The 22,480-nt window shown below is 74.7% G+C and carries 19 protein-coding genes; 6 read left to right on the forward strand and 13 right to left on the reverse strand.

Going from position 1 to position 22,480, the window contains the following annotated elements:
• Positions 1-588 precede the first annotated feature (588 nt).
• Complete coding sequence (locus A0J59_RS16680; RefSeq protein ID WP_064316858.1) at positions 589-1,683, reverse strand: YafY family protein; 1,095 nt, start codon at positions 1,681-1,683, stop codon at positions 589-591.
• A 94-nt stretch (positions 1,684-1,777) separates the two neighbouring features.
• Between A0J59_RS16680 and A0J59_RS16685 the strand changes: the two genes are divergently transcribed.
• Positions 1,778-2,866 carry an ATP-binding cassette domain-containing protein gene (locus tag A0J59_RS16685; RefSeq protein WP_064316859.1) on the forward strand — a complete coding sequence of 363 codons (1,089 nt, stop codon included), beginning with the start codon at positions 1,778-1,780 and terminating at the stop codon, positions 2,864-2,866.
• Positions 2,863-3,717, forward strand: coding sequence for an ABC transporter permease (locus tag A0J59_RS16690; RefSeq protein ID WP_082141492.1), 855 nt, complete (start codon positions 2,863-2,865; stop codon positions 3,715-3,717). The genes A0J59_RS16685 and A0J59_RS16690 overlap by 4 nt, the downstream gene beginning before the upstream one ends.
• A gap of 11 nt (positions 3,718-3,728) precedes the next feature.
• Here A0J59_RS16690 and A0J59_RS16695 read toward each other — a convergent pair whose 3' ends face one another.
• The 3 genes from A0J59_RS16695 to A0J59_RS16705 form a co-directional block, all read right to left on the reverse strand.
• Complete coding sequence (locus A0J59_RS16695; protein WP_047234362.1) at positions 3,729-4,367, reverse strand: aspartate/glutamate racemase family protein; 639 nt, start codon at positions 4,365-4,367, stop codon at positions 3,729-3,731.
• A gap of 71 nt (positions 4,368-4,438) precedes the next feature.
• Positions 4,439-5,902 (reverse strand): DUF4357 domain-containing protein, encoded by a 1,464-nt coding sequence (locus A0J59_RS16700; protein WP_052877776.1) that lies wholly within the window; start codon positions 5,900-5,902, stop codon positions 4,439-4,441.
• Between the two features lie 115 nt (positions 5,903-6,017).
• Positions 6,018-6,338 carry an MTH1187 family thiamine-binding protein gene (locus A0J59_RS16705; RefSeq protein ID WP_064316860.1) on the reverse strand — a complete coding sequence of 107 codons (321 nt, stop codon included), beginning with the start codon at positions 6,336-6,338 and terminating at the stop codon, positions 6,018-6,020.
• Between the two features lie 115 nt (positions 6,339-6,453).
• Between A0J59_RS16705 and cofD the strand changes: the two genes are divergently transcribed.
• Positions 6,454-7,407 carry a 2-phospho-L-lactate transferase gene (cofD, locus tag A0J59_RS16710; RefSeq protein WP_064316861.1) on the forward strand — a complete coding sequence of 318 codons (954 nt, stop codon included), beginning with the start codon at positions 6,454-6,456 and terminating at the stop codon, positions 7,405-7,407.
• Entirely contained in the window at positions 7,400-8,191 is a 792-nt protein-coding gene (gene cofC, locus A0J59_RS16715; RefSeq protein ID WP_255365290.1) for a 2-phospho-L-lactate guanylyltransferase, read from the forward strand. The genes cofD and cofC overlap by 8 nt, the downstream gene beginning before the upstream one ends.
• A gap of 19 nt (positions 8,192-8,210) precedes the next feature.
• Here cofC and A0J59_RS16720 read toward each other — a convergent pair whose 3' ends face one another.
• The 4 genes from A0J59_RS16720 to A0J59_RS16735 are packed head-to-tail and all read right to left on the reverse strand — an operon-like array spanning position 8,211 to position 11,200.
• On the reverse strand, positions 8,211-8,975 hold the full coding sequence (locus A0J59_RS16720; protein WP_064316862.1) for a hypothetical protein: 765 nt from the start codon (positions 8,973-8,975) through the stop codon (positions 8,211-8,213).
• Positions 8,972-9,589, reverse strand: coding sequence for a nitroreductase family protein (locus A0J59_RS16725; RefSeq protein ID WP_064316863.1), 618 nt, complete (start codon positions 9,587-9,589; stop codon positions 8,972-8,974). The genes A0J59_RS16720 and A0J59_RS16725 overlap by 4 nt, the downstream gene beginning before the upstream one ends.
• A 40-nt stretch (positions 9,590-9,629) precedes the next feature.
• On the reverse strand, positions 9,630-10,157 hold the full coding sequence (locus A0J59_RS16730) for a GNAT family N-acetyltransferase (protein WP_064316864.1): 528 nt from the start codon (positions 10,155-10,157) through the stop codon (positions 9,630-9,632).
• 59 nt (positions 10,158-10,216) lie between these two features.
• A complete protein-coding gene (locus tag A0J59_RS16735; protein WP_064316865.1) occupies positions 10,217-11,200 on the reverse strand; it encodes an aldo/keto reductase in 984 nt (327 codons plus the stop codon).
• Positions 11,201-11,309: 109 nt separating this feature from the next.
• Between A0J59_RS16735 and A0J59_RS16740 the strand changes: the two genes are divergently transcribed.
• Positions 11,310-12,845, forward strand: coding sequence for a PLP-dependent aminotransferase family protein (locus A0J59_RS16740; RefSeq protein ID WP_064316866.1), 1,536 nt, complete (start codon positions 11,310-11,312; stop codon positions 12,843-12,845).
• Here A0J59_RS16740 and A0J59_RS16745 read toward each other — a convergent pair.
• Both A0J59_RS16745 and A0J59_RS16750 read right to left on the reverse strand, forming a co-directional pair.
• On the reverse strand, positions 12,826-13,218 hold the full coding sequence (locus tag A0J59_RS16745) for a hypothetical protein (protein WP_064316867.1): 393 nt from the start codon (positions 13,216-13,218) through the stop codon (positions 12,826-12,828). The two genes, A0J59_RS16740 and A0J59_RS16745, sit on opposite strands and share 20 nt — an antisense overlap.
• Before the next feature lie 31 nt (positions 13,219-13,249).
• Positions 13,250-15,049, reverse strand: a complete 1,800-nt coding sequence (locus A0J59_RS16750) for an oleate hydratase (RefSeq protein WP_064316868.1) — start codon at positions 15,047-15,049, stop codon at positions 13,250-13,252.
• Positions 15,050-15,200: 151 nt separating this feature from the next.
• Between A0J59_RS16750 and A0J59_RS16755 the strand changes: the two genes are divergently transcribed.
• On the forward strand, positions 15,201-15,710 hold the full coding sequence (locus A0J59_RS16755; RefSeq protein WP_064316869.1) for a DUF6174 domain-containing protein: 510 nt from the start codon (positions 15,201-15,203) through the stop codon (positions 15,708-15,710).
• 52 nt (positions 15,711-15,762) lie between these two features.
• Here A0J59_RS16755 and A0J59_RS16760 read toward each other — a convergent pair whose 3' ends face one another.
• The 3 genes from A0J59_RS16760 to A0J59_RS16770 form a co-directional block, all read right to left on the reverse strand.
• Positions 15,763-18,681, reverse strand: coding sequence for an FAD-binding and (Fe-S)-binding domain-containing protein (locus A0J59_RS16760; RefSeq protein ID WP_064316873.1), 2,919 nt, complete (start codon positions 18,679-18,681; stop codon positions 15,763-15,765).
• An 800-nt stretch (positions 18,682-19,481) separates the two neighbouring features.
• Positions 19,482-21,584, reverse strand: a complete 2,103-nt coding sequence (locus A0J59_RS16765) for a YhgE/Pip domain-containing protein (protein WP_064316870.1) — start codon at positions 21,582-21,584, stop codon at positions 19,482-19,484.
• Positions 21,581-22,342 carry a hypothetical protein gene (locus A0J59_RS16770; RefSeq protein WP_064316871.1) on the reverse strand — a complete coding sequence of 254 codons (762 nt, stop codon included), beginning with the start codon at positions 22,340-22,342 and terminating at the stop codon, positions 21,581-21,583. The genes A0J59_RS16765 and A0J59_RS16770 overlap by 4 nt, the downstream gene beginning before the upstream one ends.
• Positions 22,343-22,480: the final 138 nt, after the last annotated feature.

The following is a 22,480-nucleotide window of genomic DNA, read 5'->3' on the forward strand; positions in this document are numbered from 1 at the left end:
GTGTTAAGCACGCCGCCAGCGTTCGTCCTGAGCCAGGATCAAACTCTCCGTAAATGAACAACGCCCACCACCAAGCACAGCCCGGCAGTGAACAATCCATACGAAGCGAACCCAACCGGGTTCACAAAACTGGCATCAACACGAAAGATGACATCATCTTCCGAAATCAACCAAAGGAATCCCAGACACAACCAACCACCCCACCCGACGGGCGAAGACGATCAGCCATGCCACAGGGACAAAAAATTGGCATTGACTAACAAGCACACTGTTGAGTTCTCAAACAACCGACACACACCGCCTCCGACCTCGTTCCCGAGGCCCTTGCGCGGGGCGTTTCCTTCGTTCTGAATCCTACCAGACCCGGCTGTTCGTCCCGGACCGGTGAAAACCGGATTTCCGTTCAGAAATGTACCTGATCCAGACACCCTCACCGTACTCACGGCGCAGCACTGTGCTCCGAGAATCTGGTGGGAGTTTCACCCGGGGGACCAGCCACTTCGCATCTGCTCCGAGGAGCTGTGCCGTGGTGTCTGTTCCTCCCTGCCGGGCGACCTCGAGAACATTACGGGGTCCGGAGGCAGGAGGTCAACTCGCGCCGTCGTGACCCGGACCACTCCCCCTCGCGACGTCCCGCCGCGGGGCGCGCACCCCCTCGTCCGGCGCCCCGCGCTGTGGCAGCCGGCCGGCCGCAGCGGGCGCGGCCGCTGCCGTCGCCCGCGCCGCGAGGCGGGCCACCGCCGCCCGGAGGTCCTCCGGTCCCACCACGGTGAAGGGCGCGTCGAAGATGCCGAACCACGCGGCGAGCCCGCCCCACGACCAGGAACCCGCGGTCAGGCGGCACCGCCCCTCCCCCACGGCCTCCACGAGGGCTCCCGTCCCGGCCCACGCCGCCACGATGGCGGCGTCGAGCTCGAGCTCGACCGTCCCCCGCACGGGCATCTCGGGCTGCGTGAACCGCTCGGCGACGAACGTCGCCACGTCCGGGGCGGGCAGCGCCCGACGCTCGAACCGTGCTCCGACACCCTCGCGCGGGGCCATCCGGTCGATCCGGAACGTCCTCCAGTCGTCCCGGTCGAGGTCCCACGCGACGAGATACCACCGCCCGCCCCACGTGACGACGTGGTGCGGCTCCGCGCGGCGCGGCGCACGGAACCCCTCCCCCGGCTCCTGGCCCGGCGCACGGAGCACCTCGCCCGTCCCGCCGTCGTAGTCGAACCGCAGCACGCGGCGCTCGGCGGCCGCCGAGCCGACCGACACGAGCACGTCGGCCCGGACGGCGGGCAGGGCCCGCTCCCTGCGGCCCGGCACGGCCGTCACCTCCAGCGCGTCGATGCGCGTGCGCAGCCGGGCGGGCATGACCTGACGGATCGTCGCGAGCGCGCGCGCCGCGGCGTCCTCCACCCCGGGGAGCGTCCCGGTGCGCAGCGCGATCGCGACCGCGACCGCCTGCTCGTCGTCGAAGAGGAGCGGCGGGACGTCCGCGCCGGCGTCGAGGCGGTACCCGCCGTCGGGACCCTTCGTCGCGCGCACCGGGTAGCCGAGCTCGCGCAAGCGGTCGACGTCGCGCCGCACGGTGCGCGGGCTCACGTCGAGCCGCTCGGCCAGCGCGGCACCCGGCCAGTCCCGGCGCGCCTGGAGCAGCGAGAGCAGTCGGAGCAGTCGTCCTGAGGTCTCGAGCATGACCTCAGCGTCGCACGGAGTAGAGGACCGTAGCTGGCCTCTACCCCTGGCAACGTCGCTCTCGACGCACGAAGCACACCCAGGAGGAGCCACCGTGATCCGCACCAGAGCACTGACCAAGGACTTCGCCGTCGGGCGCGACGCGAGCGCCACGGTGCACGCCGTGCGCGGCATCGACCTCGACGTCGCACCCGGCGAGCTCGTCGCCGTCCTCGGCCCCAACGGCGCCGGCAAGACGACCACGCTCCGCATGCTCACCACGCTCATCCGCCCCACGTCGGGCACGGCCACGGTCGCGGGGCACGACGTCGTCGCCGAGCCCGACGCCGTCCGGCACCGCATCGGCTACGTCGGGCAGGGCAACGGTGCGGGCCACGCGCAGCGCGCCGTCGACGAGCTCGCGAGCCAGGGCCGCATCCACGGACTCGACCGGCGCACCGCGCGCCGCCGCGCCGACGAGCTCCTCGACTCCCTCGAGCTCGCGTCCTACGGCGCGCGCAAGGTGTCCGACCTGTCCGGCGGGCAACGTCGCCGGCTCGACGTCGCGATGGGCCTCGTGCACGCGCCGTCGCTGCTGTTCCTCGACGAGCCGTCGACCGGCCTCGACCCGCACAACCGGGCGAACCTGTGGGACCACGTCCTGCGCATGCGCGAGGACTCGCTCGCGGCCACGGGCGAGCCCATGACGATCGTCCTCACGACGCACTACCTCGACGAGGCCGACACCATGGCCGAGCGCGTGGTCGTCGTCGACCACGGCCAGGTCATCGCCGACGACACCGCGGAGAACCTCAAGGCGGACCTCGCCGGGGACCGCGTCGTCGTCACGCTCGCGCCCCCGCAGGGGCCGGCGCACGACGACGCGGCACGGCTCGTCGCGCTCGCCCGCCGGGTCGAAGGGTTCCGCGAGGCGACCCGCACACCTGACGGCGCCCCCGCCGTCGGGCACGACGCCGCGCCCGCTCTCGAGGTGCGCGCCGAGCGCGGCGACGCCTACCTGCCCCGCCTGCTCCGCGCCGCCGACGCGGACGGCATCGCCGTCGAGACGGCGCAGGTGCACCGGCCCACGCTCGACGACGTGTTCCTCGCGCTCACCGGCCGCAGCCTGCGCGAGGCCGGCGCCGCGACCCCGACCGCCACCCCCGCCGGGGGCACCAGCCCCACCGAGAGGACCGCAGCATGAGCACCGTCGACATCGCCCGCACCACCGTCGCCCCGCATCCGGCCCCCGCTCGCCCCCGCGCACGCCGCGGGCTCGCCGCCTTCGCGCGCGACACCGGGATCGTGCTCGTCCGCGAGCTGCGGCCCGTCGTGCACGACCCGTTCTCCGTGCTGTTCGGGCTCGTCCAGCCGGTCGTCTTCCTCGCGCTGTTCGGACCCCTGCTCGTCGGGTCGCTCGGCGGCACGACGACCGGTCAGGAGGTCCTGGGCGGCAACGTCTGGCAGTGGTTCGTCCCGTCGATCCTCGTCATGACGACCCTCTTCGGGACGACCACGACCGGGGCGAACCTGCTCGTCGAGCTGCAGACCGGCGCGCACGAGCGCATGCTCGTCGCCCCGCTCTCGCGCGCCTCGCTGCTCGTGGGCCGCGCGCTCAAGGAGATGGTCCCGATCGTCGCGCAGTCGGTCGTCGTGGTGCTCGTCATGCTCCCGTTCGGGTTCGAGCTCCACCCCGCCGGCGCCGTCGTCGGGCTCGCGCTGCTCGCCGTGTTCGGCGTCGGGATCGGGTCGCTCAGCTACGCGCTCGCCCTCGCGGTGCGCAAGCAGGACTGGATGTTCTGGGTCGTGCAGCAGACCCTGATCTTCCCGCTCATGATCCTGTCCGGCATGCTTCTCCCGCTCGAGACCGGGCCCCGCTGGATGCAGGTCGCGTCCGACGTCAACCCGCTCCGGTACGTCGTCGACGCCGAGCGCGCCCTGTTCGCCGGCGACCTCTCCGCCTCGGCCGTCGCGTGGGGCTGGGTCGCCGCCGTCGTGACGGCCGCCGTCGGCCTCGCCGTCGGGATCCGCACCATGGTGCGCTCGACGGACTGACCGACCGCGCGTCAGGCCCGGGCCAGCTCCACGGCCCGGGCCACCGCACTGCCCGGGCTCGTCAGGACGGGGACCGGGAGGTCGGCGAGCAATCCGGCCGCCGGCGCCATGCTGGCCTGCGCGAGCACGACGACGTCCGCGCCCCGACGCGAGACGGCGTCCCGCACCGCGTCCTCGACGCCCCGGTGGTACGCGCCCAGGTCCCCGGCCTCGAAGTCCGCCCACGCGCCCGAGCAGACCACGGGTTCGAGCTCGACGACCGTCCCCGCGCGCCCGGCCGCGTCGGCGAGGAGGTCCGTCGTCGGGCCGAGCGTCGACGCGAGCGCCACCACGACGGCGACCCGGCCGCCGTCGCGCACCGCCACCTCCGCGAGCGGCCGGTCCACCCGCACCACGGGCACCCCGGGCCCGCCGACCTCCTCCGCGACCGGCCCGAGCGTCGAGCACGTGCACACCACCACCGACGCCCCCGCCGCGACGAGCGCGTCGACGTGCGCCCGGACCCGCTCACCCGTCCGCGCGCCCGCCCGCGCGTCGTCCAGGAGCGGTACGTCGACGCGGTGCACGTGCCCCTCCCCCGGCGCGACCTCCTCCACCAGCGCACCGAACGTCGCGACGTGCACGTCCGCCGTGTGCAGGAACCCGATCACGTGCGCCTCCGGTCGTGGTGGTTCACGTGCTCAGGGCCACGCGGGCGGCGGACCCGAGCGAGCGACGTGGCTCAGGCGTGGTGCTCGCGGAAGGCGTCGGTGAGGGTGGGGCCGTCCTCGGCGCCGAGGCGCCAGACGCTCCAGCCGTCGGCCGTGTGGGTGCCCGACACGGCGACGGCGGCGAGGTCGGGGTGGCGGAACCGCGCGCCGTCGGACAGCTCGATGTAGCCGTCGGGCTGGAGGACCGCCTCGAAGCGCTGGCCGCGGCGCGGCCGGGACCACACGAGCTCGCGGGGCGCGCCGAACGCGCGCGCGAGCGCGACGAGGTCGGGGTCGTCGTCGGGACCGAGCGGCGCGTCCGCGGGGGGCGGGGGCGGCACGGGGACGACGTCGCGGCTCGCGGACGCGCGCGCGGGTGTCGGGTCGAGGTCGACGGGCGGGTGGTACGACAGCGGGTCGTACGGCTGCTCGCGCGACGGGCTGCGCTGCTCGCCGTACTCGTGGGTGAGGTACGACTCGCGCGTCCGGATCGACTCCCGGGTGCGGATCGACTCGCGCGTGAGGATCGACGTGCGCGGGGTCGACGGCTCGTCCCCGGCCTCGACGGGTCGCCGGTCGGCCCAGCCGGCGGACGCGGGCTCGGGCACGGTCCGCGCGGTGAGCGGGTCGTCGAGGGGGACGAAGTCCAGGACGGGCGGCTCGGCGCGCGACGGCTCCGACGGCACGGCGACCGGGGCCAGCGCGGCGAGGGGGCCGGTCTCGTCCGCCGAGGTGGGAGCGATCGCGGAGCCGGCGCGCGGCTCGAGCTCGGCGGCACGACGGCGCTCGGCCCGGGACTGCGCGGCCTGCCGCGTCACCACGGGAAACTTGCCGGTCAGGGCTCGGCCCACGGCGACGCCGTCCGCGAAGTCGGAACCGGGGGCGACGGCGCGGCCCCGACGGGGCTCGGGCGCCGCGGGTGGTGCGGGGTTGTCGCGCGTCATCGCGAGCGGGGACACGTCGACGAAGCGGCGGCCGTCCGCGCCGTGCACGACGCCGAGACGCAGGACCGAGACCGGGGACCCGGGCTGTCGCAGGAAGTCGAGCGCGTCCTGGATGCCCGGCGCGGCGCTCGAGCAGATGACGATGAGGCGGGCGCCGGTCGCCCGGGCGGTCGCCTGGGAGCGCGTGAGCGGGACGTTGTCGTAGAAGGCGGCCACGTCCTGCTGGAACCGCGAGGCACCGCCCGTGTAGCGGGCGGCGAGCTCGGCGCGCGTGAGGCGCCCGGCCCGGCCGGCGTGGTTGAGCGCCGCGGTGAGGGCGTCCTCCGTGAGCTCCGCGGTGACCTCGATGACGACCGGGAGACCGGCGGCGTCGAGCGCGAGGAGGTGGGGCTCGTCGTCGGACGTGCCCTGCGCGACGGGGAAGATCTGCTCGCCCAGCAGCCCCTCGATGTTGCCGTCCACGACCCGCTGCGCGTCCGTCCCGAAGGCTCCTGCCGGCTGGGGCGGCTGGACCAGTACGGGACGCTCGGCGTCCACCTCGAAGAGGGGCATCGGGAGATCTCCTGCGGCAGCGGAACGCGACCTGGGCGGGGGCGTTTGCGCCATAGCCTACGTCGCCGGTCAAGTCCCGCGAACCGGTCGAACCGTCCTCACGAGACACCGCAGGTCAGGCGTGCCCGGTCTCCTCCGACTCGGCCGCGAGGCGCTCCTCGACCCGCTCGACCTTCCCCGTGAGCTCCCCGGTACGGCCCGGGCGGATGTCCGCCTTGATGACGAGCGAGACCCGGTGCCCGCCCGCACCGACGGCCTCGGTGGCGCGCTGGATCACGGGCATGACGGTGTCCCAGTCGCCCTCGATCTCGGTGAACATCGCGGTGGTGCGGTTGGGCAGGCCCGACTCGCGGACGATGCGGACGGCCTCGGCGACGGAGTCCGCGACGGACTCGCCGGCACCGAGCGGGGCGACGGAGAAGGCGAAGACGGCCATGGGCCCATCGTGGCACGGGTGCGGCGCACGAACCGCGGCGGGACCGGACGGGCCCGCGCGCGAGGTCCGGGAGAGGGCCGCCGGGACTCCCCCGCCCCGACGTAGGCTCGTCGTCGTGACAGCAGAACACCGCACCGACCGCGTGACCGTGCTCGCGGGCGGGGTCGGCGGGGCACGCCTCGCGCACGGTCTGGACCTCGCTGGAGCCGACCTCACGGTCGTCGTCAACATCGCGGACGACGTCGAGCTGCACGGGCTGTGGATCTCGCCCGACCTCGACACCGTGACGTACACGCTCGCCGGGCTCGCGGACGAGGAGCGCGGCTGGGGCGTGGTCGGCGAGACGTACGCGGCGCTGGAGGCGATGGGCCGGCTCGGCGAGGACACGTGGTTCACGCTCGGCGACCGCGACCTCGCGACGCACGTCGTGCGGACAGCCGGGCTGCGCGCGGGGTCGTCGCTGACCGACGTGACCGCGCGGCTCACGACCGCGCTCGGCGTCCGGGCACGCGTGCTGCCCGTGAGCGACGACCGCGTCGCGACGCTCGTCGACACGCCCGCGGGGCGCCTCGGGTTCCAGGAGTACTTCGTGGGGCGCCGGCACGCGGACGACGTGCTGGGACTCGTCTACGACGGCATCGAGGCCGCGCGCCCGGCGCCCGGAGTGCTCGACGCGGTGACCGGCGCCGACGTCGTCGTGGTCGCGCCGTCGAACCCGTTCCTGTCGGTGGAGCCGGTGCTGGGCGTCGCGGGCGTGCGGGACGCGCTCGCCGGGACGTCCGCGCGCCGCGTCGCGGTGAGCCCGATCGTCGGCGGTCGCGCGATCAAGGGACCCGCCGCGCAGATCCTCACGACGCTCGGGCACGAGGTCTCGGCGCTCGGCGTCGCGCGCCTGTACGTCGGGCTCGTCGACGTCATGGTGATCGACGACCACGACGCCCACCTCGCCGACGACGTGCGGGCGCTGGGGCTGGACGTCGTCGTCACCGACACCGTCATGGGCGGCGCCGCGGGCCGCGAGCGCCTCGCGCGCACGCTGCTCGCGTCGGCGGGGACCGCTCGTGGGTGACCTCGTGCCGCCCGACGGCGGCGCTCGCCACGGTGGGCCGGGCCGCCCGGCGCGCGTGGTCGCCGTCGTGCCGTTGCGCGACGGGTCGTCGGGGAAGTCGCGGCTCGCGCACGTCCTCGACCCCGCCTCGCGCAGCAGGTTGATCGCCGTGCTCGCGCGGCACGTCGTGGGGACGCTGCTCGCGAGCGACGGCGTCGAGCGCGTGGTCGTGGTGACGTCGGACCCGCGGTTCACCTGGCGGGCGCTGCGGGACGTCGTGGTGGACGCGTCCGCCGACGCGGCGCACGCCACCGGGTCCGACGGTCTCCCCCTGCTGACCGCCGACGCGGACCGGCTGCGCATCGTGCTCCAGCCCGTGGACCGGCCGGGGCTGGACGCGGCGGTCGACCTCGGCCGCGAGATAGCGTCGGAGGACGCGGCGACCCGGGGTCCGGTGCGGCTGCTCGTGGCGCACGCCGACCTCCCCGCGCTCACGCCCGTCGACGTGGAGGCGGTGCTCGCCGAGGACGCCCCGGTCGTCGTCGCGACGGACCGCCGGGGCGCCGGCACGAACCTGCTCGCCCTCGAGGTCCCGGCTTCCGCGGGGTTCCGGTTCCGGTTCGGGCCGGACAGCCGTGCGGCCCACGTCGCGGAGGCCGAGCGCCTCGGGCTGCGGGCCGTCGTCGTGCAGCGGCCCGGGACCGCGGTCGACCTCGACACCGTGGAGGACTGGGGTGAGCTGCCCGCGGACGCGCGCGCCGCCGTCGGGCTGCACGTCCCGGCGCTGCGCGACCACGACGCCTGAGCCTTCCGAGGACCGGCCGCTACGACGGCCAGGTGCCGAGGACCTCGACGGGCGCGACGAAGCCGACGCGCACGTCGGCGAGGAGGTGCTGCCACGCGCCCTCGTCGAACGGCGCGGGGCAGTCCAGCGCGAGCACGACGGACTGCGTGGTCGTGCTGCCGTCGAAGGCGGGTACGGCGACGACGCGCGCGGCACCCCGTACCCGCACCGGTCCCCGCGGAGACTCGACGGTCCAGTCCTGCGCGACGGCGTTGACGCCCTGGACGGCCCCGCCGTCGGAGCCGACCGGCAGCAGGACGTCGCGCGTCGCGCCGTCCAGGTCGCCGCCGTCCGCGGTGACCGTCTCCGCGAGCAGCGCGGTGGAGGCGTCGCGCGCACCCGCCGCCGGTGTCCCCGGGTCGCCGGTCCCCCGTGCCGACAGGACGCACCCCCCGCTCGCTCCGACGACCTGCCATCCGGCACGCGCGACGAGCGGTGCTGCGGCAGCCGCGCCGCCCAGGCTCGTGATCTCGGGGGCAGGCCCTGACGAGCCGCCACCCGGCCCGGCGGAGGAGCCGGCCGTCGGGTCGCCCAGGCCTTCCGGGGCTCCCGGCGCGGCGTCGGGGTCCGCCGTGGTGGTCGGGCCGTCGCTCGAGCCCCCACCGGGCGCCTCCCCCGTCCGCGTCGCGGAGGGCCCGCTCGTCGGCCCCTCAGGCGTCGGGCTCCCCGTGCAGGCACCGGCACCGAGGACGCCGACCACGAGGCCCGCGACGAGCGCACCGGCGCGCAGGCCCGCCCGCGTCACGGTCGTTCTCCCCAGCGGCCGCGGTGCACGACGTCGTCGAGCGGCTTGCGCGAGCGACGCCGCGGCGAGCCCGTGGTCGCTCCGTCCGCGGGATGCCCGACGGCGACGACCCCGGTCGGCGCGTACGCGTCGGGGATGTCGAACGCCGCGCGCAGCCGCGCGACCTCGCCGGGCGCGACGCCGAAGAAGCACGCGCCGAGCCCCTCGTCGACGGCGGTCTGGAGCATGAGCAGCGCCGCCATCCCGGCGTCGACGTGCCAGTACGGCACCGCCCAGCGGTTCTCGTCGCGGTCGGCCCAGCCCTTGTCGTCCTCCGCGTACCGGTCGAGGTAGACGTCCTTCGACGCGAGGACCACGACGAGCACGGGCGCGGTGCGCATCCCGGCGAGCCACGCGCTCATGCTCCGCTCGGGCTGCTCGGGCGAGCTCGCGGACCAGAAGCGCGCGACGTCGTCGGGCTCGGTGAGCACGAGGAACGACCACCCCTGCGCGAACCCCGCGCTCGGCGCGCGGACCGCGTTGCGCACGAGGCGGTCGACCGCCTCCGGCGCGACCGGCTCGCCGGTGAACCGGCGCACCATGCGTCGGCGTCGGACGACGTCCTGGAACTCCACGTGGCCCCCTCGGCACGGTCCGGCAGCAGGTCCCCGCACCCTACCCGGCGGCGCGCCGCGCCATCCGCAGCTCGGCGAGGCGCGGGTCGCTCGGGAGGGGCTTGGTCGCGCCGGTCCGCACGAAGCCAGCGCGCTCGTAGAGCCGCAGCGCCCGGTCGTTCGTCGTGGTCACCCACAGCGCGAGCGTCCGCGCCCCGAGCTCGACGGCGAGCGCGTCGGCGGAGCGCAGGAGCGCCGCCGCGACGCCGGTGCCTCGCGCGCCGGGGTCGACCCACACGGAGACGAGCTCGGCCGTGCCCGGGTCGTCGGGCGAGGAAACCACCGCGGCGACGCCGACCACCCGCCCGGGCGACCGGTCGCCCCCGGCCGGGCCGCCGTCGTCGGGCAGCGACCGCGCGAGGAGCGTGCGGCCCTGCGCCGCGCGCTCACGCCACACGTCGTCGGGGAAGGCGACCTCGCGCGCGAGCGTCGAGCCGAACGCGGTCGGCGCGTCCGCGAGCGCCCGCAGGCGGACGTCCCGGAGGTCGCGCCAGTCGTCCGGCCGGACGCGGACGACGGTGGTGGGCACGGCCCCATGGTGGCAGCCCGGCCCGTCGCCGAGGCGTCGGGCCGGGCGGACACGCGGGCTCAGGCGGCGTCGAGGCGGGCGCGCAGCTCCGGGTCGAGCTCGAGGTCGGCAGCACCCAGGAGCTCGTCGAGCTGCTCGAGCGTGCTGGGCCCGATGATCGGGACCACCGGGTGCTCGCCGCCGAGGAGCCACGCGAGCACGACCTGGTTCGGCGTCGTGCCGAGCTCGCCCGCGACCTCGTGCAGGAGGCGGATGCGCTCGCGCGTGGTCGGGTGGTCGAACCCGTCCCACAGCGGCTTGTCGCGGCGGACGTACGCGCCCTGGAGGATCGGCGAGTAGGCGGTGACGGCGAGCGGGGGGCGCCCGTCGACGCCGGTGGACGCCGCGTAGTCGAGCAGCTCGTACGACGCCCAGTTGTGCCGACCCGGCTCGGGCGTCGGGTAGGCGTAGGTGTAGTTCTGCTGGACGAGCCCGTAGGGCGCGATGCCCTGGCGCAGCGCCTCCTCCCGCGCCTCGACGACGCGCCACAGCGCGACGTTCGAGATGCCCGTGATGCCGACGACGCCCTCGGCCTGGAGCTTGCCGAACGCGCCGACGGTCTCGGCGATCGCCGTGTCGTGGTCGTCGACGTGCCCGTAGAGCACGTCCACGTGGTCGACGCCGAGGTGGCGCAGGCTCTCGTGCGCCTCGTACGCGACGACGTCGGCGCCCAGGCCCTGGAAGTTCGTGGGCTCGACGTTCTGGAGCGGCAGGGCGGGGTCCTTCTTCGCCGCGCCGAGCTTGGTCGCGATGCGGACGTCGTCGCGCACGCCACGGCTCGCGAGCCAGCGGCCGAGCAGGTCCTCGCTGTCACGACCGTGGCCCCCGGCCCAGAAGCTGTAGTTGTTCGCCGTGTCGAGGAACGTGCCGCCCGCCTCGAGGTAGCGGTCGAGGATCGCGAACGACGTGTCCTCGTCGACGAGGGTGCCCATGTTCATCGTGCCGAGGCAGAGGGTCGACACGTCGAAGGAGGTGCGCCCGTCGCCGATGGTGCGGTACCGCATGGTGGTCTCCCGAGGTTCGTGGTGGACCCGAGTGGTCCGAGGTGGACCGTGGTCCGGATGACGTGCTCCACGCTACGGAGAGATCGGCACGGGTGTACGGTCCGATTCCATGGGGCTTGACCAGACCAATTCACCGCGGACACCTCCGGGCACGACGGCGGAGCTCGCCTGGGAGGCTTTGCTCGACCTGGGGACGGGGCCGGGGTCGCGCGTCGAGCGGCTCGAGCGCGCGGTCCGGGACGCGGTGCACACCGGCCGCGTCCCGGTCGGGGCGGCGCTGCCACCGAGCCGCCAGCTCGCCGAGTCGCTCGGGGTGTCGCGGTGGGTCGTCACGGAGGCCTACGGCCAGCTCGTCGCCGAGGGCTTCCTCGACGCACGCACCGGCTCGGCGACGCGCGTCTCCGCCGCAGCCGGCAGCAGACCCGCGCCCACGCTCGTGGACCCTGGACAGCCCGGCACCGGCCGGACGTACGCCGCGCGGGCCCGGTTCGACCTCGCCCCGGGCGTGCCCGACCTGCGCCACGTCCCGCGCGACGCGTGGCTGCGGGCGGCACGGGAGGCGCTCGGCACGTCCGGGGGCACGGCGTCGAACGACGACCTCGGCCAGCCCTCCCCCGCCGGGCACCCGCACGCGCGGGCCGTCGTCGCCGACCACCTGCGCCGGGCCCGCGTCGTCGCCGGGGCGGACGACGCCGTCGTGCTCACGCGCGGCGCGACCGACGGGATGGCGCGCGTCGCCGCGGCGCTCGTCGAGGCGGGCCACACGCACCTGCTCGTCGAGGACCCGAGCTGGTCGGTGCTGCGCGACGTCGCCGGCCGCGTCGGCCTCACCCCCGTCCCCGTCCCCGTGGACGACGCGGGCGCGGACGTCGAGGCGCTCGTCGCGGCGTCGCGGCGGACGGGGGCCCGCGCGGCGTTGCTCACGCCCGCGCACCAGTTCCCCACCGGCGCCGCGCTGGCGCCCGAGCGGCGCGAGGCGGTCCTCGCGTGGGCCCGTGCCGTCGACGGCGTCGTGGTCGAGGACGACTACGACGCCGAGTTCCGCTACGACCGCCGGCCCGTCGCCGCGCTCCAGCAGCTCGATCCCGAGCGCGTGGTCCTGCTGGGGTCGGTGAGCAAGACGATGAGCCCGGCGTTCGGCGTCGGGTGGATGGTCGTGCCCGCACGCTGGCGCGAGTCGGTGGTGCGAGCCGCCGCCCCCGCGCACGGCGCGGCGGCCGCCCCCTCCACGGTCGACCAGCTCACCTTCGCGCGGTTCGTCGCCTCGGGCGGGTACGACCGGCACCTGCGCGGAGCGCGCAGCCGGTACCGCCGTCGTCGCGACGCCGTGCTCGACGCCCTCGCCCGCGAGCTGCCGGACGCCGCGGTGAGCGGCATCGCGGCAGGCATGCACGCGCTCCTCTCCCTGCCGAGCGCACCGGACGACCCCGCTCCCGACGCCGCGCACGTCGTGCGCGAGGCCGCGCGGCGCGAGGTGACGGTCGTCGACCTGCGCCGCTACCAGGTCCGCCCCGCCGACCGGTCCACGACCCTCGTGCTCGGGTACGGCAACCTCGCCGACGCCCGCGTCGGCGAGGCCGTCGCGCGCCTCGCCGACGCGGTCCGCAGCGCCCGCGGGACCGGCGTCAGCCCTTCAGGACGGTGACGAGCGCGCCGAGCGGCGGCGGGAGGTCGCGCGCCCGGCGCTCGTCCACCCACGCACCCCGCACGACCTCGCTCCAGGCCGGCTCGGCACGGCATCGTGCGGCGATGCGACCGGCAAGGTCGGGCCGCCCGACGACCGCCTCCTCGACCAGCCCGGCCCCGAGCCTCGTGACGAGGCGCTCGTCCTCGCTCGCGACAGCCTGCGCGACGAGCGCGCCGAGCAGCGGCAACGGATCGGCGTCGTGCTCGACGCAGCTCCGCACCTCTTCCGAGACGCCGACCTCTGCCTCCGCCCGCAGACGCTCGGCCCGTGTGCCCTCGGTCAGCAGGAGCCAGCCGAGGTAGCGGCGCGCGAGGTCCTCGGGGTGCGACATGCGATCGATGCTGCCACGCCGAGCCGCGGGGTCACTCGTCGTGGGACAGGAGGCTGAACTCGGCGAGCAGCTCGCCGATCTCGGTGGCGTCGACCTTCTTCTGGAGCCGGTCGCGCAGGATCCGCGGCCCGGGGATGTCGAGCTCCTCACCGTCGCGCAGGGCGCTCACCGCCGCCAGCAGCTTGCGGACGTCGTACGTGCTGTTGAAGACCTCGGGGACGCCGCGCTCCAGGTCGAGGAGCTGGTAGGCCGCCTCCATGCCGGTGCGCACGGAGTACTCGGTCGTGAAGATCGTGTCCCGCGTCGTCTCGGCGAACTGGCCGATGAACGCGAAGTTCCGCGCGCCGTCGGGCACGACCTGCGGCCGGTCGCCCGCGTGCCGGGGCATGAAGAACGCCGTGACGTACGGCATCATCACCGGCACGCAGCTCGCGGCCTCGGCGGCGAGGGTCGGGATGTCGGCCTCGGGGACGCCGAGGTGGTACAGCCACTCCTGCGTGATCTCCTCGCCCGTGCACTCCTGGAGCGACTTCTTCACGTAGTCGCCCGGGGTGTCCACGAACAGCCCGTAGACCCACACGACGATCTCGTCCGGCGACTGCGCCTTGAAGTGCGGCTGCCGGTTCACCGTCCAGCTCATGAGCCACGCCGAGTCGCGCGCGGTGACGATGCCGCCCGTGACGACCTTGCCGCTGAACGGGTCGCGCTTGCAGATGCGCTCGATGTACTCGGGGATGCGCCGGTCGAGCGTCGTGACGGTCGCGGACTGCCACTTGGTGCGCGGGATGTCGGTGCTGAACACGTCGGGCCGGCCGAACGCCGGGTCCTTCGCGGCGACGCGCCGCCACAGGTCCCAGGCGGGCGCCGGCCCGGTGTCCAGGCGAGCCGGGGTGTGCTGGTCGCCGTTGTCGGAGTTCTCCGTGAGCGACCCGATGGTCGCGATGACGAGGTCGTCCTCGCCGAGGTCGATCGTCTGCTCGACGGCGGCCCCGCCGGTCCCGTGGCCCGCCCCGTGGTCGAGCAGGTGCAGCCGCGTCGCGACTTTGCGGTCCGGCGCGAGCTCGAAGTCGACGTCGGTGACCTCGACGTGGAACCGGAACGTGACGCCCTGGTCCATGAGCCAGCGCGTGAGCGGCAGGACCATCGACTCGTACTGGTTGTACTTGGTGAACTTCAGCGCCGAGAGGTCGGGCAGGCCGCCGACGTGGTGGATGAACCGGTGCAGGTAGAGCTTGAACTCGAGCGCGCTGTGCCACTCCTGGAACGCGAACATCGTGCGCCAGTAGAGCCAGAACTGGCTGTCGAGGAAGTGCCTCGACATGACGTCCTCGATCGACTTGCCCTCCATGTCCTCGCGGCGCGCGAGGAAGATCTTCGTGACCTCCTTCTGCGCCTTCTCGTCGAGGCGGAACAGGTTGTCGAACCGCGCGTCCTTGCCGCGGTCCTCGGTGACGCGCTGGAGCGAGAAGTTCGGGTCGTCCTTGTTGAGCCAGTAGAACTCGTCGAGCACCGAGACGCCCTCGGTCTCGATCGACGGCACGGAGCGGAACAGGTCCCACAGGCACTCCATGTGGTCCTCGAGCTCGCGCCCGCCGCGGATCACGAACCCGCGCCGCGGCTCCTTGATGCCGTCGAGCGCGCCGCCGGGCAGCCGGAGCCGCTCGTAGACCGTGATCCTCTCGCCGGGGACCTGGCCGTCGCGGACCAGGAAGCCCGCCGCCGAGAGCGAGGCGAGCCCCGCCCCCACGAGATGGACGGACCCGATCCGGTCCGTCCGCTCCGGCTTGCGCGGCCGCGCGAACGCCTCGTAGTTGCCGCTCGAGTAGTACATGCCACTCCCTCTCACCGCCGACGACAGGAAAGGAGCGCCGCCCACGGTGGCGCTCCCCTGCCATGCTCACGCCGGGCCCCACGGACCGCACCTCGGTGCACGAACGTGCAGGGCACGGCAAGACCTGGCCTGGTCGGGACACGAGCAGGGCATGGAGACGACGCCGCGCCGCAGCCCCCGCCCGTCCGCGACGACGGCGGCGCTCGTCCTGGGCGGGCTGCTCGCCGTCTCGTCCGGAGCGGCCGCGTGCGCGCCCGCAGCCCCGCCCGCAGGCGTACCGTGGCCGGTCGCCGGGCTGTCGGACGCGCGGGACCGGTGGGCCGCGGCGGGGTACGACGACTACGCGTTCACGCTCACGTCGTCGTGCGGCGAGCGCGCCCTCGTCGGGGACTTCGACGTCGAGGTCGCAGGCGGCGAGGTGCTCGCGGTCTCCGCGAGCCTCGCGCACCTGGAGATGACCCCCGAGTCCTACGTCGAGAGCGGGGGCCGCACGATCGACGGGTTCCTCGACCTCGTCGACGAGCGCCACGACGTCGTCACCGACGTCGCGTTCGACGACGAGCTGGGCTACCCGACGTCGCTCACGCTCGACCCGGTGCCGCGCGCGATCGACGACGAGGAGTGCTACGCGATCACGGACGTGCACCCCGCGCGCGGCTGACGGCCGCCCCGGGCGAGCGCGCGCCGTCGGGCACGCCGACCGCCCGCGACGCTCAGAGCCGCTCGGCGAGCAGCTCGACGAGGGCCTTGCCCTGCACACCGGCGAGGTCGTCGGCCTGCGTGCGGCACGAGAACCCGTCCGCGAGGTACACGTCGCCGGGGGCGGCGTCGCGCAGCGCGGGCAGGAGCGCGTTCTCCGCGACGGCGACCGACGTCTCGTAGTGGCCCTTCTGCATGCCGAAGTTGCCCGCGAGGCCGCAGCAGCCGGCGAGGACCTTGATCGTCGCGCCCGCGTCGCGCAGGAGCCGCTCGTCCGCGGCGAAGCCCATCACCGAGTGCTGGTGGCAGTGCGGCTGCACGACGGCGGTGACGTCCGACAGGTCCGGCACGCGCCACCCGGACTCGCGCCCCGGGGCGGTGTCGACCGACGTGAGGAGCTCCGCGAGCGTCCGCGTCGCCGCGGAGACGGCCTGGGCGCGCGGGTCGTCGGGGAACAGGTCCACGAGGTCGGAGCGCAGCACGGCGGTGCACGAGGGCTCGAGCCCCATGATCGGGATGCCGTTCACGGCGTACGGGCCGAGCACGGACAGGAGGTTCTCCAGGCGCTTGCGCGCGCCGTCGAGCTGGCCCGTGCTGATCCACGTGAGGCCGCAGCACGCCTGCTCGTCCGGGACGACGACGTCGTACCCGGCCGCGGTGAGCACCTTGACGGCCGCCTGCGGCACGCCCGGCGACATGTTGTCGCTGAACGAGTCGGTCCACAGCACGACCTTGGGGCGCTCGTCGCGCACGGGGTGGCCGGGCCGCTCGCCGATGCGCAGGCCGGGCACGCCCTGGGTCGCGCCGCCGCGCTTCCACCACGTGCGGAACGGCACCTCGGCGAACGTCGTCATCGAGCGGCGCGTGTCCATGCCGCCCGCCCACAGGACCGTCTTCGCGAGCGGTCGGAACCCGAGCAGCTTGTTGGCCAGGCGCGGCATCCCCGTCGCGAGCCGCGCCCAGATCGGGAGCCAGCCGAGCGAGTAGTGGTCGACCGGGCGCAGCTTGCCGCGGTACGTCCGGTAGAGGACCTCGGACTTGTACTGCGCCATGTCGACGCCCGCGGGGCAGTCGCTCGAGCACGCCTTGCAGGACAGGCACAGGTCGAGCGAGTCGCGCACCTCCGGCGCCGCGAGCCCGCCGACGAGCGTCCCGTTCACGGCCTCCTGGAGCACGCGGGCGCGGGCGCGCGTGACGTCCTTCTCGTCCTTGGTCGCCTGGTACGACGGGCACATGAACCCGCCCGCGGCGCTGGTGTCCGCGCGGCACTTGCCGACGCCGACGCAGCGGTGCACGGCCTGCGTCATGTCGCCGTGGTCGTGCGCGAACGAGAAGCCCTGGTAGCCGGCGCGGCGCGAGATCTTGGTGACCTTCGCGGGCACGGCCGTGCTCGTCCCGGGCGTCCCCGGCGCGCCGACCTTCGACAGCAGCGGGTGCGCGTGCGGGCGGCGCAGGTCGTCGTCGACCGCGCTCGGGCGCACGACGACGCCCGGGTTCATCACGTCCTGCGGGTCGAACAGCGCCTTGAACTGCTCCATGAGCGCGATCGCCTCGGGGCTGTACATGACCGGGAGCAGCTCCGAGCGCGCGCGGCCGTCGCCGTGCTCGCCCGAGAGCGAGCCGCCGTACTTCGCGACGAGCTCGGCCGCCTCCAGCATGAACGTGCGCAGCACCGACCCCGACGCCTCGAGCGGGATGTCGATGCGCAGGTGCACGCACCCGTCGCCGAAGTGCCCGTACGGCAGGCCGTCGACGCCGTAGCGCGCCATGAGCGCGTCGAGGTCGCGCAGGTAGTCGCCCAGCTTCTCCGGCGGGACGGCGGAGTCCTCCCAGCCCGGCCACGCCTGCTCGCCCGCGGGCGTGCGTCCGGCCAGCCCCGCGCCGTCGGCCCGGATCTGCCACATCTTGGTCGCCTCGGGTCCCGCGGGCAGGATCATCGTGGCCTCGCTGCCCGACGCCGCGACGATCGCCTCCGCGTTCGCCATCGCCTCCTCGGGGGTGGCGCCCCCGACCTCGACCATGAGCCAGCCGGCGCCCGGCGGCAGCGGCGGGACGGACGCGTCGCCCTTGGCGCGACGCACGACGTCGACGAGCCGCGCGTCGAGGCCCTCGACCGCGAGCGGGCTGAGGTTCAGGAAGGTCGGGACGTCGTCGGCCGCGGACGGCATGTCCGGGTAGCCCAGCACGACGAGCGTCGGCTTCGACGGCACCGGCACCAGGCGGACCGTCGCCTCGAGGATCGTCACGAGCGTGCCCTCGGTGCCGACGAGCGCCTTCGCGAGGTCCGACCCGTTCTCCGGCAGCAGGTGCTCGAGCGAGTACCCCGACACCTGGCGCCCGAACCGCCCGAACTCCGTGCGGATCAGCGCGAGGTTCTCGCGGACGAGCTCCGCGAGCCCGGGGACCGCCGCGAACGTCGGGTCGCCCTTGCCCGCGGTGAAGCGGCGGCCGTGGCCGTCGACGACGTCGAGCTCGATCACGTTGTCGACCGTGCGCCCGTACGCGACGGCGTGCGGCCCGCACGCGTTGTTCCCGATCATGCCGCCGAGCGTCGCGCGGTTCTGCGTCGACGGGTCCGGCCCGAACCGCAGCCCGTGCGGCGCGGCCTGCTGCTGGAGTGCCGACATCACGACGCCCGGCTCGATGCGCGCCGTGCGCGCCTCCGGGTCGACGTCGAGCACGCGGTTCACGTGCCGCGTGAAGTCCAGGACCACGCCCGGCCCGATCGAGTTCCCCGCGACCGACGTCCCGGCGCCGCGTGCCGTGACCGGCACCTCGAGCTCGCGCAGCACGTCGAGCGCGGCGACGACGTCGTCCGCGTCCTGCGGATACACGACGGCCTCGGGCACGACGCGATAGTTCGACGCGTCCGTCGAGTACTCGGCCCGGCGCCGCGTGGAGGAGTCCACCCCGCCGCGCACGACCGTGCGCAGCGCCTCGGCGAGCGCCGTGCGCGCGACGTCGGCCGCGCGTTCGGCCTCGCGGAGAGCGGCCGCGCGCTCCGCCTCCGGCGACGTCGTCGCGCGGGAGCCGGACCGCCGCGAACCGTTCCCGTCGTGCTGCGGGGCAGGGGTCGGGGTGGCGTCGATCTCAGCGGACACGTCGCGATTCTCGCACCCTCACGCCCCGACCTCCGCGACCGTCCGCCCCCTGACAGCCGATCTGCCGAGGTAGAGCCCTGGTTGATCGAGGTAGAGGCCTGGTCCGTCGAGGTAGAAGGGTGGTCCGCCGACGTCGAGGCCTGGTCCGCCGACGTCGAGGCCTGGTCATGCCGGACGGCGCGTGGTCCCCTAACACGGCCGAGGTTGCGGCCGGCATGGGCCCCTGCTGCCCGACGGCGGCCGGTCGCCCACCGTGGGCGGGTCGCCACCCGCCGTGAGCGAACGACGCCGCGGGCAGTCCGCCCAGGTGAGCGAAGACCACGGTGAGACGACGCCGGGCGGGGTGGGTGGTGGTGCCGCGTCGTGGCGGGCCTGGACGAGGGATCGTCCGGAGTGAGCTTGCGAACGCAGGACGATCCCGACCGAATACACGGGAGCGACGCGAGGAACGAGCGGCGCGGATGGTAGACGCGGCACCACCACCCACCCCGACCACCCAGGGCGACCACGCGCCGTCGGGCACGAGAACCACGCCTCTACCTCGGCAGACCACGGCTCTACCTCAGCAGACCAGAGGTCTACCTCGGCAGACCAGGGGTCTACCTCGGCGGACCGGGCCTCGATCTCGTGGGTCAGAGGACGAGCTCTGGTTGGAGCTTCTTGATCGTCCAGACGCGCTGCTTGCGGGCCGCGACGGTCGTCAGGGCGAGGGCGGTGACCAGCACGACGACGAGCACCGTGACGTCGCGCGTCACCGTCGCCATGTTGCCGCCGTACAGGAGCTGGCGCAGTCCCTCGACGGCGTAGGTCATGGGCAGGAACTGGTGCATCGAGCGCAGCGGCTGCGGGATGGTCTGCCACGGGAACGTGCCGCCCGCGGTGACGAGCTGGACGAGCATGAGCACGAGCCCGAGGAACTGGCCGGCCGCGCCGAGCCAGACGTTGAGCGCCTGGAGGATCGCGACGAACGTCGCGGACACCAGCACGAGGAACAGCGCGGTCCCGACGCCGTGCACCGGGTCGATGTCGAGCGCGAACTTGGTCACGGTGAACATGGCCGCGACCTGCACGACGCCGATCGCGGCCGGGGTGAGCCACCCGCCCAGGGCGGTGGCCAGGCCGGACCGCCCGGCGGCGAGGGCGCGCGACGACAGCGGGCGCACGAGGAGGAACAGCACGTAGGCGCCGATCCACGTCGCGAGCGAGAGGAAGAACGGCGCGAGGCCGCCGCCGTAGGTGCCGGCGGAGGAGAGCGCCTCGTTCTCGACGGAGACGGGGTTGCCGATGGTCTCGGCCGTGTCCTGGCGCGTCTGCTCGTCGAGGTCCGGCACCTGGCCCAGGCCCTCGGCGAGCCCGTCGCGGAGCTGCGTGACGCCGTCGACGAGCTCGCCCGACCCGTCGCGCAGCTGCGACGTCCCGTCCGCGAGGGAGGTCGCGCCGTCGGACACCTGGCGCGTGCCGTCGGCGAGCTGTGAGACGCCGTCCACGAGCTGCGGGGTCGCGGCGGCGAGCTGCCCGGTGCCGTCGGCGAGGCGGTCCGCGCCGTCGGCGGCGCTCGCGATGCCGGAGGTCAGCTGGGGCGTCGCAGCCGCGAGCCGCGCCGCGCCGTCGGACACCTGGCGCGAGCCGTCGGCGAGCTGGTCGAGCTTCCCGGACGCCGCGGTCACCTGGTCGACCGCGCCCTGGACCTGCTCGCGCTGCTGGTCGAGCACGGGGGCGACCTGCGACCGCACCTGGTCGGCCGTCGCCTGGTCGATGACGCCGTCGGCGACGAGCTGGTCGAGCTGCGCGTCGACGTCGCCGCGGATCGCGTCGAGCGTCGGGAGCACCTGGCCCGCCGCGTCGGCGGCCTGCTGCCCGTACTGCGCGACTTGCGCGTTCCCGTCCGCGACCTGCGCGGCGCCGTCGGCGAGCTGCTGGGTCTGGGCGGGCAGGGACGACGTCGCACCCCGGAGCGTGCCGAGCCCGGACGCGAGCGACTCGGCGCCGTCGTCGAGCTGCCCGACGGCGTCCGCGAGCGTCCCGGTGCTCGCGTCGAGGCGCTCGGCGCCGTCCGCGGCCTGGCCCGCGCCCGTGGCGAGCGTGTGCGCGCCGTCGTCGGCGGTGCCGAGGCCGTCGCGGAGCTGCGTCGCGCCGTCGAGGAGCTGGTCCGCGCCGTCGACGGCGTCCGCGAGATTGGTGTGGATGGAGGCGAAGCCGCGTAGGAACGTGTCCGCGGCCTCGGTGCCGACCTGCTCGGCGATCGAGTCGCGCACCTTGCCGACGATCTGGTCCGCGATGGTGCGCGCGAGGTAGTTGTTCGCGTCGTTGGTGATGAGGGTGAGGCTCGCCTGCTGGGGCTCGAACTCGCCCGCGGACGCGAGGTCGGCGGAGAACGTCGGGCCGATGACGAGCGCGGCGTCGTACCGCCCCGACCGCACGCCGTACTCGGCGTCGACCTGGCTCGTCTCGACCCACCCGAAGCCGCCGTCGTCGAGGAGCTGGTCGGCGACGTCGCGACCGAAGTGGCGCTCCGTCGTCGCTCCCGTCTGGGCGTCGGTGGTCGTGGTGCCCTCGTCGAGCACCACGAGCGCGGCCGGGATCTGGTCGAGCTTGTCGTACGGGTCGTGGTTCGCGAACAGGTACAGCCCGGCGTAGAGCGTGGGGATGAGCGCCATCGCGAGGATGGCGAGGCGCGGCAGCGTGCCCGCGGCGAGGCGGCGCAGCTCGGACAGCCCGAGGCGGATCGCGGTCATCGGCCCTCCTCGGGGTCGTTCTCGGAAGCGGCGGGTGCCTCGACCGGGTCCGGGTCGGGCGGCGGGGTGGGGCGGGTGCGGAGCACGACGACGGGCGGCTCGTGGATCGAGGCGCCGCGGGCCGGGGGCAGGTCGACACCGAGGTCGCGGGCCGACGCGCGCGTGCACTGCACGAGGACGCCGTAGCCCGCGGCGGCGAGGGACTGCGCGACCTCCCACCAGCCCGACGGCTCGCCCCCGTGGCGGTCCGGGAGGGTGAGCACGAGGAAGCGGACGTCGGGGTCCTCGGCCGCGAGCGCCGCGAGCAGCGCCGTGCGCACGACCCCGGGGACCTGGTCGAGGCGCCGCGCGCGGTCGGCAGTGAGCGAGTGGTCGGCGAGCCAGCGCGTCACGTCGGAGGGCAGCGACCGTCGCCCGGCGAGCGCGAGGCCCTCGGCGACGACGTCGGACACGGTGAGCGCGTCGTCGGGCTCGCTGATGCCGGGGACGTCGACGACGGCGGTCACGTCGCGCAGGGTCGCGGCGGCGCCGCGGGACGCGCGCCCGGCGCGGCGCGACGGCGTGCTCGCCGGCAGGAGCCGGACCTCGCCCGCGGACGGGTCGAACCGTCCCGTGGCGACGAGCGCGAGGGCGGTGTGCCCGTGCCCGGGCTCGCCCGCGACGAGCACGCTCTCGCCCGTGGACCAGGCGAGGTCCATCGGCTCGAGCATCGGCTCGCGCCGCCCGTCGACGCGGACGTCCGTCAGCGTGATCTGCATCCCGGCTCTTCCCTCTCGTGGGTCCCCGGTCCTCACCGAGGACGCCGTTGACTCACGGTCAACAACGCTACGCCTCTTGTTGACTCGCGGTCAACAACGGCGTACAACGGATGTCATGCCCCGCACGCCCGCCCCCTC

Origin of the sequence: Cellulosimicrobium sp. I38E (assembly GCF_001647255.1) — a bacterium.
Taxonomy (GTDB): domain Bacteria; phylum Actinomycetota; class Actinomycetes; order Actinomycetales; family Cellulomonadaceae; genus Cellulosimicrobium; species Cellulosimicrobium cellulans_E.

Bases quoted from the DNA above. Each gene is read 5' to 3' on its own strand.
- A0J59_RS16705 (WP_064316860.1), bottom strand. From the start codon at position 6,338: ATGGCCGTCTTCGCCTTCTCCGTCGCCCCGCTCGGTGCCGGCGAGTCC.
- A0J59_RS16680 (WP_064316858.1), bottom strand. From the start codon at position 1,683: ATGCTCGAGACCTCAGGACGACTGCTCCGACTGCTCTCGCTGCTCCAG.
- A0J59_RS16755 (WP_064316869.1), top strand. From the start codon at position 15,201: ATGGAGACGACGCCGCGCCGCAGCCCCCGCCCGTCCGCGACGACGGCG.
- A0J59_RS16765 (WP_064316870.1), bottom strand. From the start codon at position 21,584: ATGACCGCGATCCGCCTCGGGCTGTCCGAGCTGCGCCGCCTCGCCGCG.
- A0J59_RS16740 (WP_064316866.1), top strand. From the start codon at position 11,310: ATGGGGCTTGACCAGACCAATTCACCGCGGACACCTCCGGGCACGACG.
- A0J59_RS16735 (WP_064316865.1), bottom strand. From the start codon at position 11,200: ATGCGGTACCGCACCATCGGCGACGGGCGCACCTCCTTCGACGTGTCG.
- A0J59_RS16690 (WP_082141492.1), top strand. From the start codon at position 2,863: ATGAGCACCGTCGACATCGCCCGCACCACCGTCGCCCCGCATCCGGCC.
- A0J59_RS16770 (WP_064316871.1), bottom strand. From the start codon at position 22,342: ATGCAGATCACGCTGACGGACGTCCGCGTCGACGGGCGGCGCGAGCCG.
- A0J59_RS16700 (WP_052877776.1), bottom strand. From the start codon at position 5,902: ATGCCCCTCTTCGAGGTGGACGCCGAGCGTCCCGTACTGGTCCAGCCG.
- A0J59_RS16750 (WP_064316868.1), bottom strand. From the start codon at position 15,049: ATGTACTACTCGAGCGGCAACTACGAGGCGTTCGCGCGGCCGCGCAAG.
- A0J59_RS16745 (WP_064316867.1), bottom strand. From the start codon at position 13,218: ATGTCGCACCCCGAGGACCTCGCGCGCCGCTACCTCGGCTGGCTCCTG.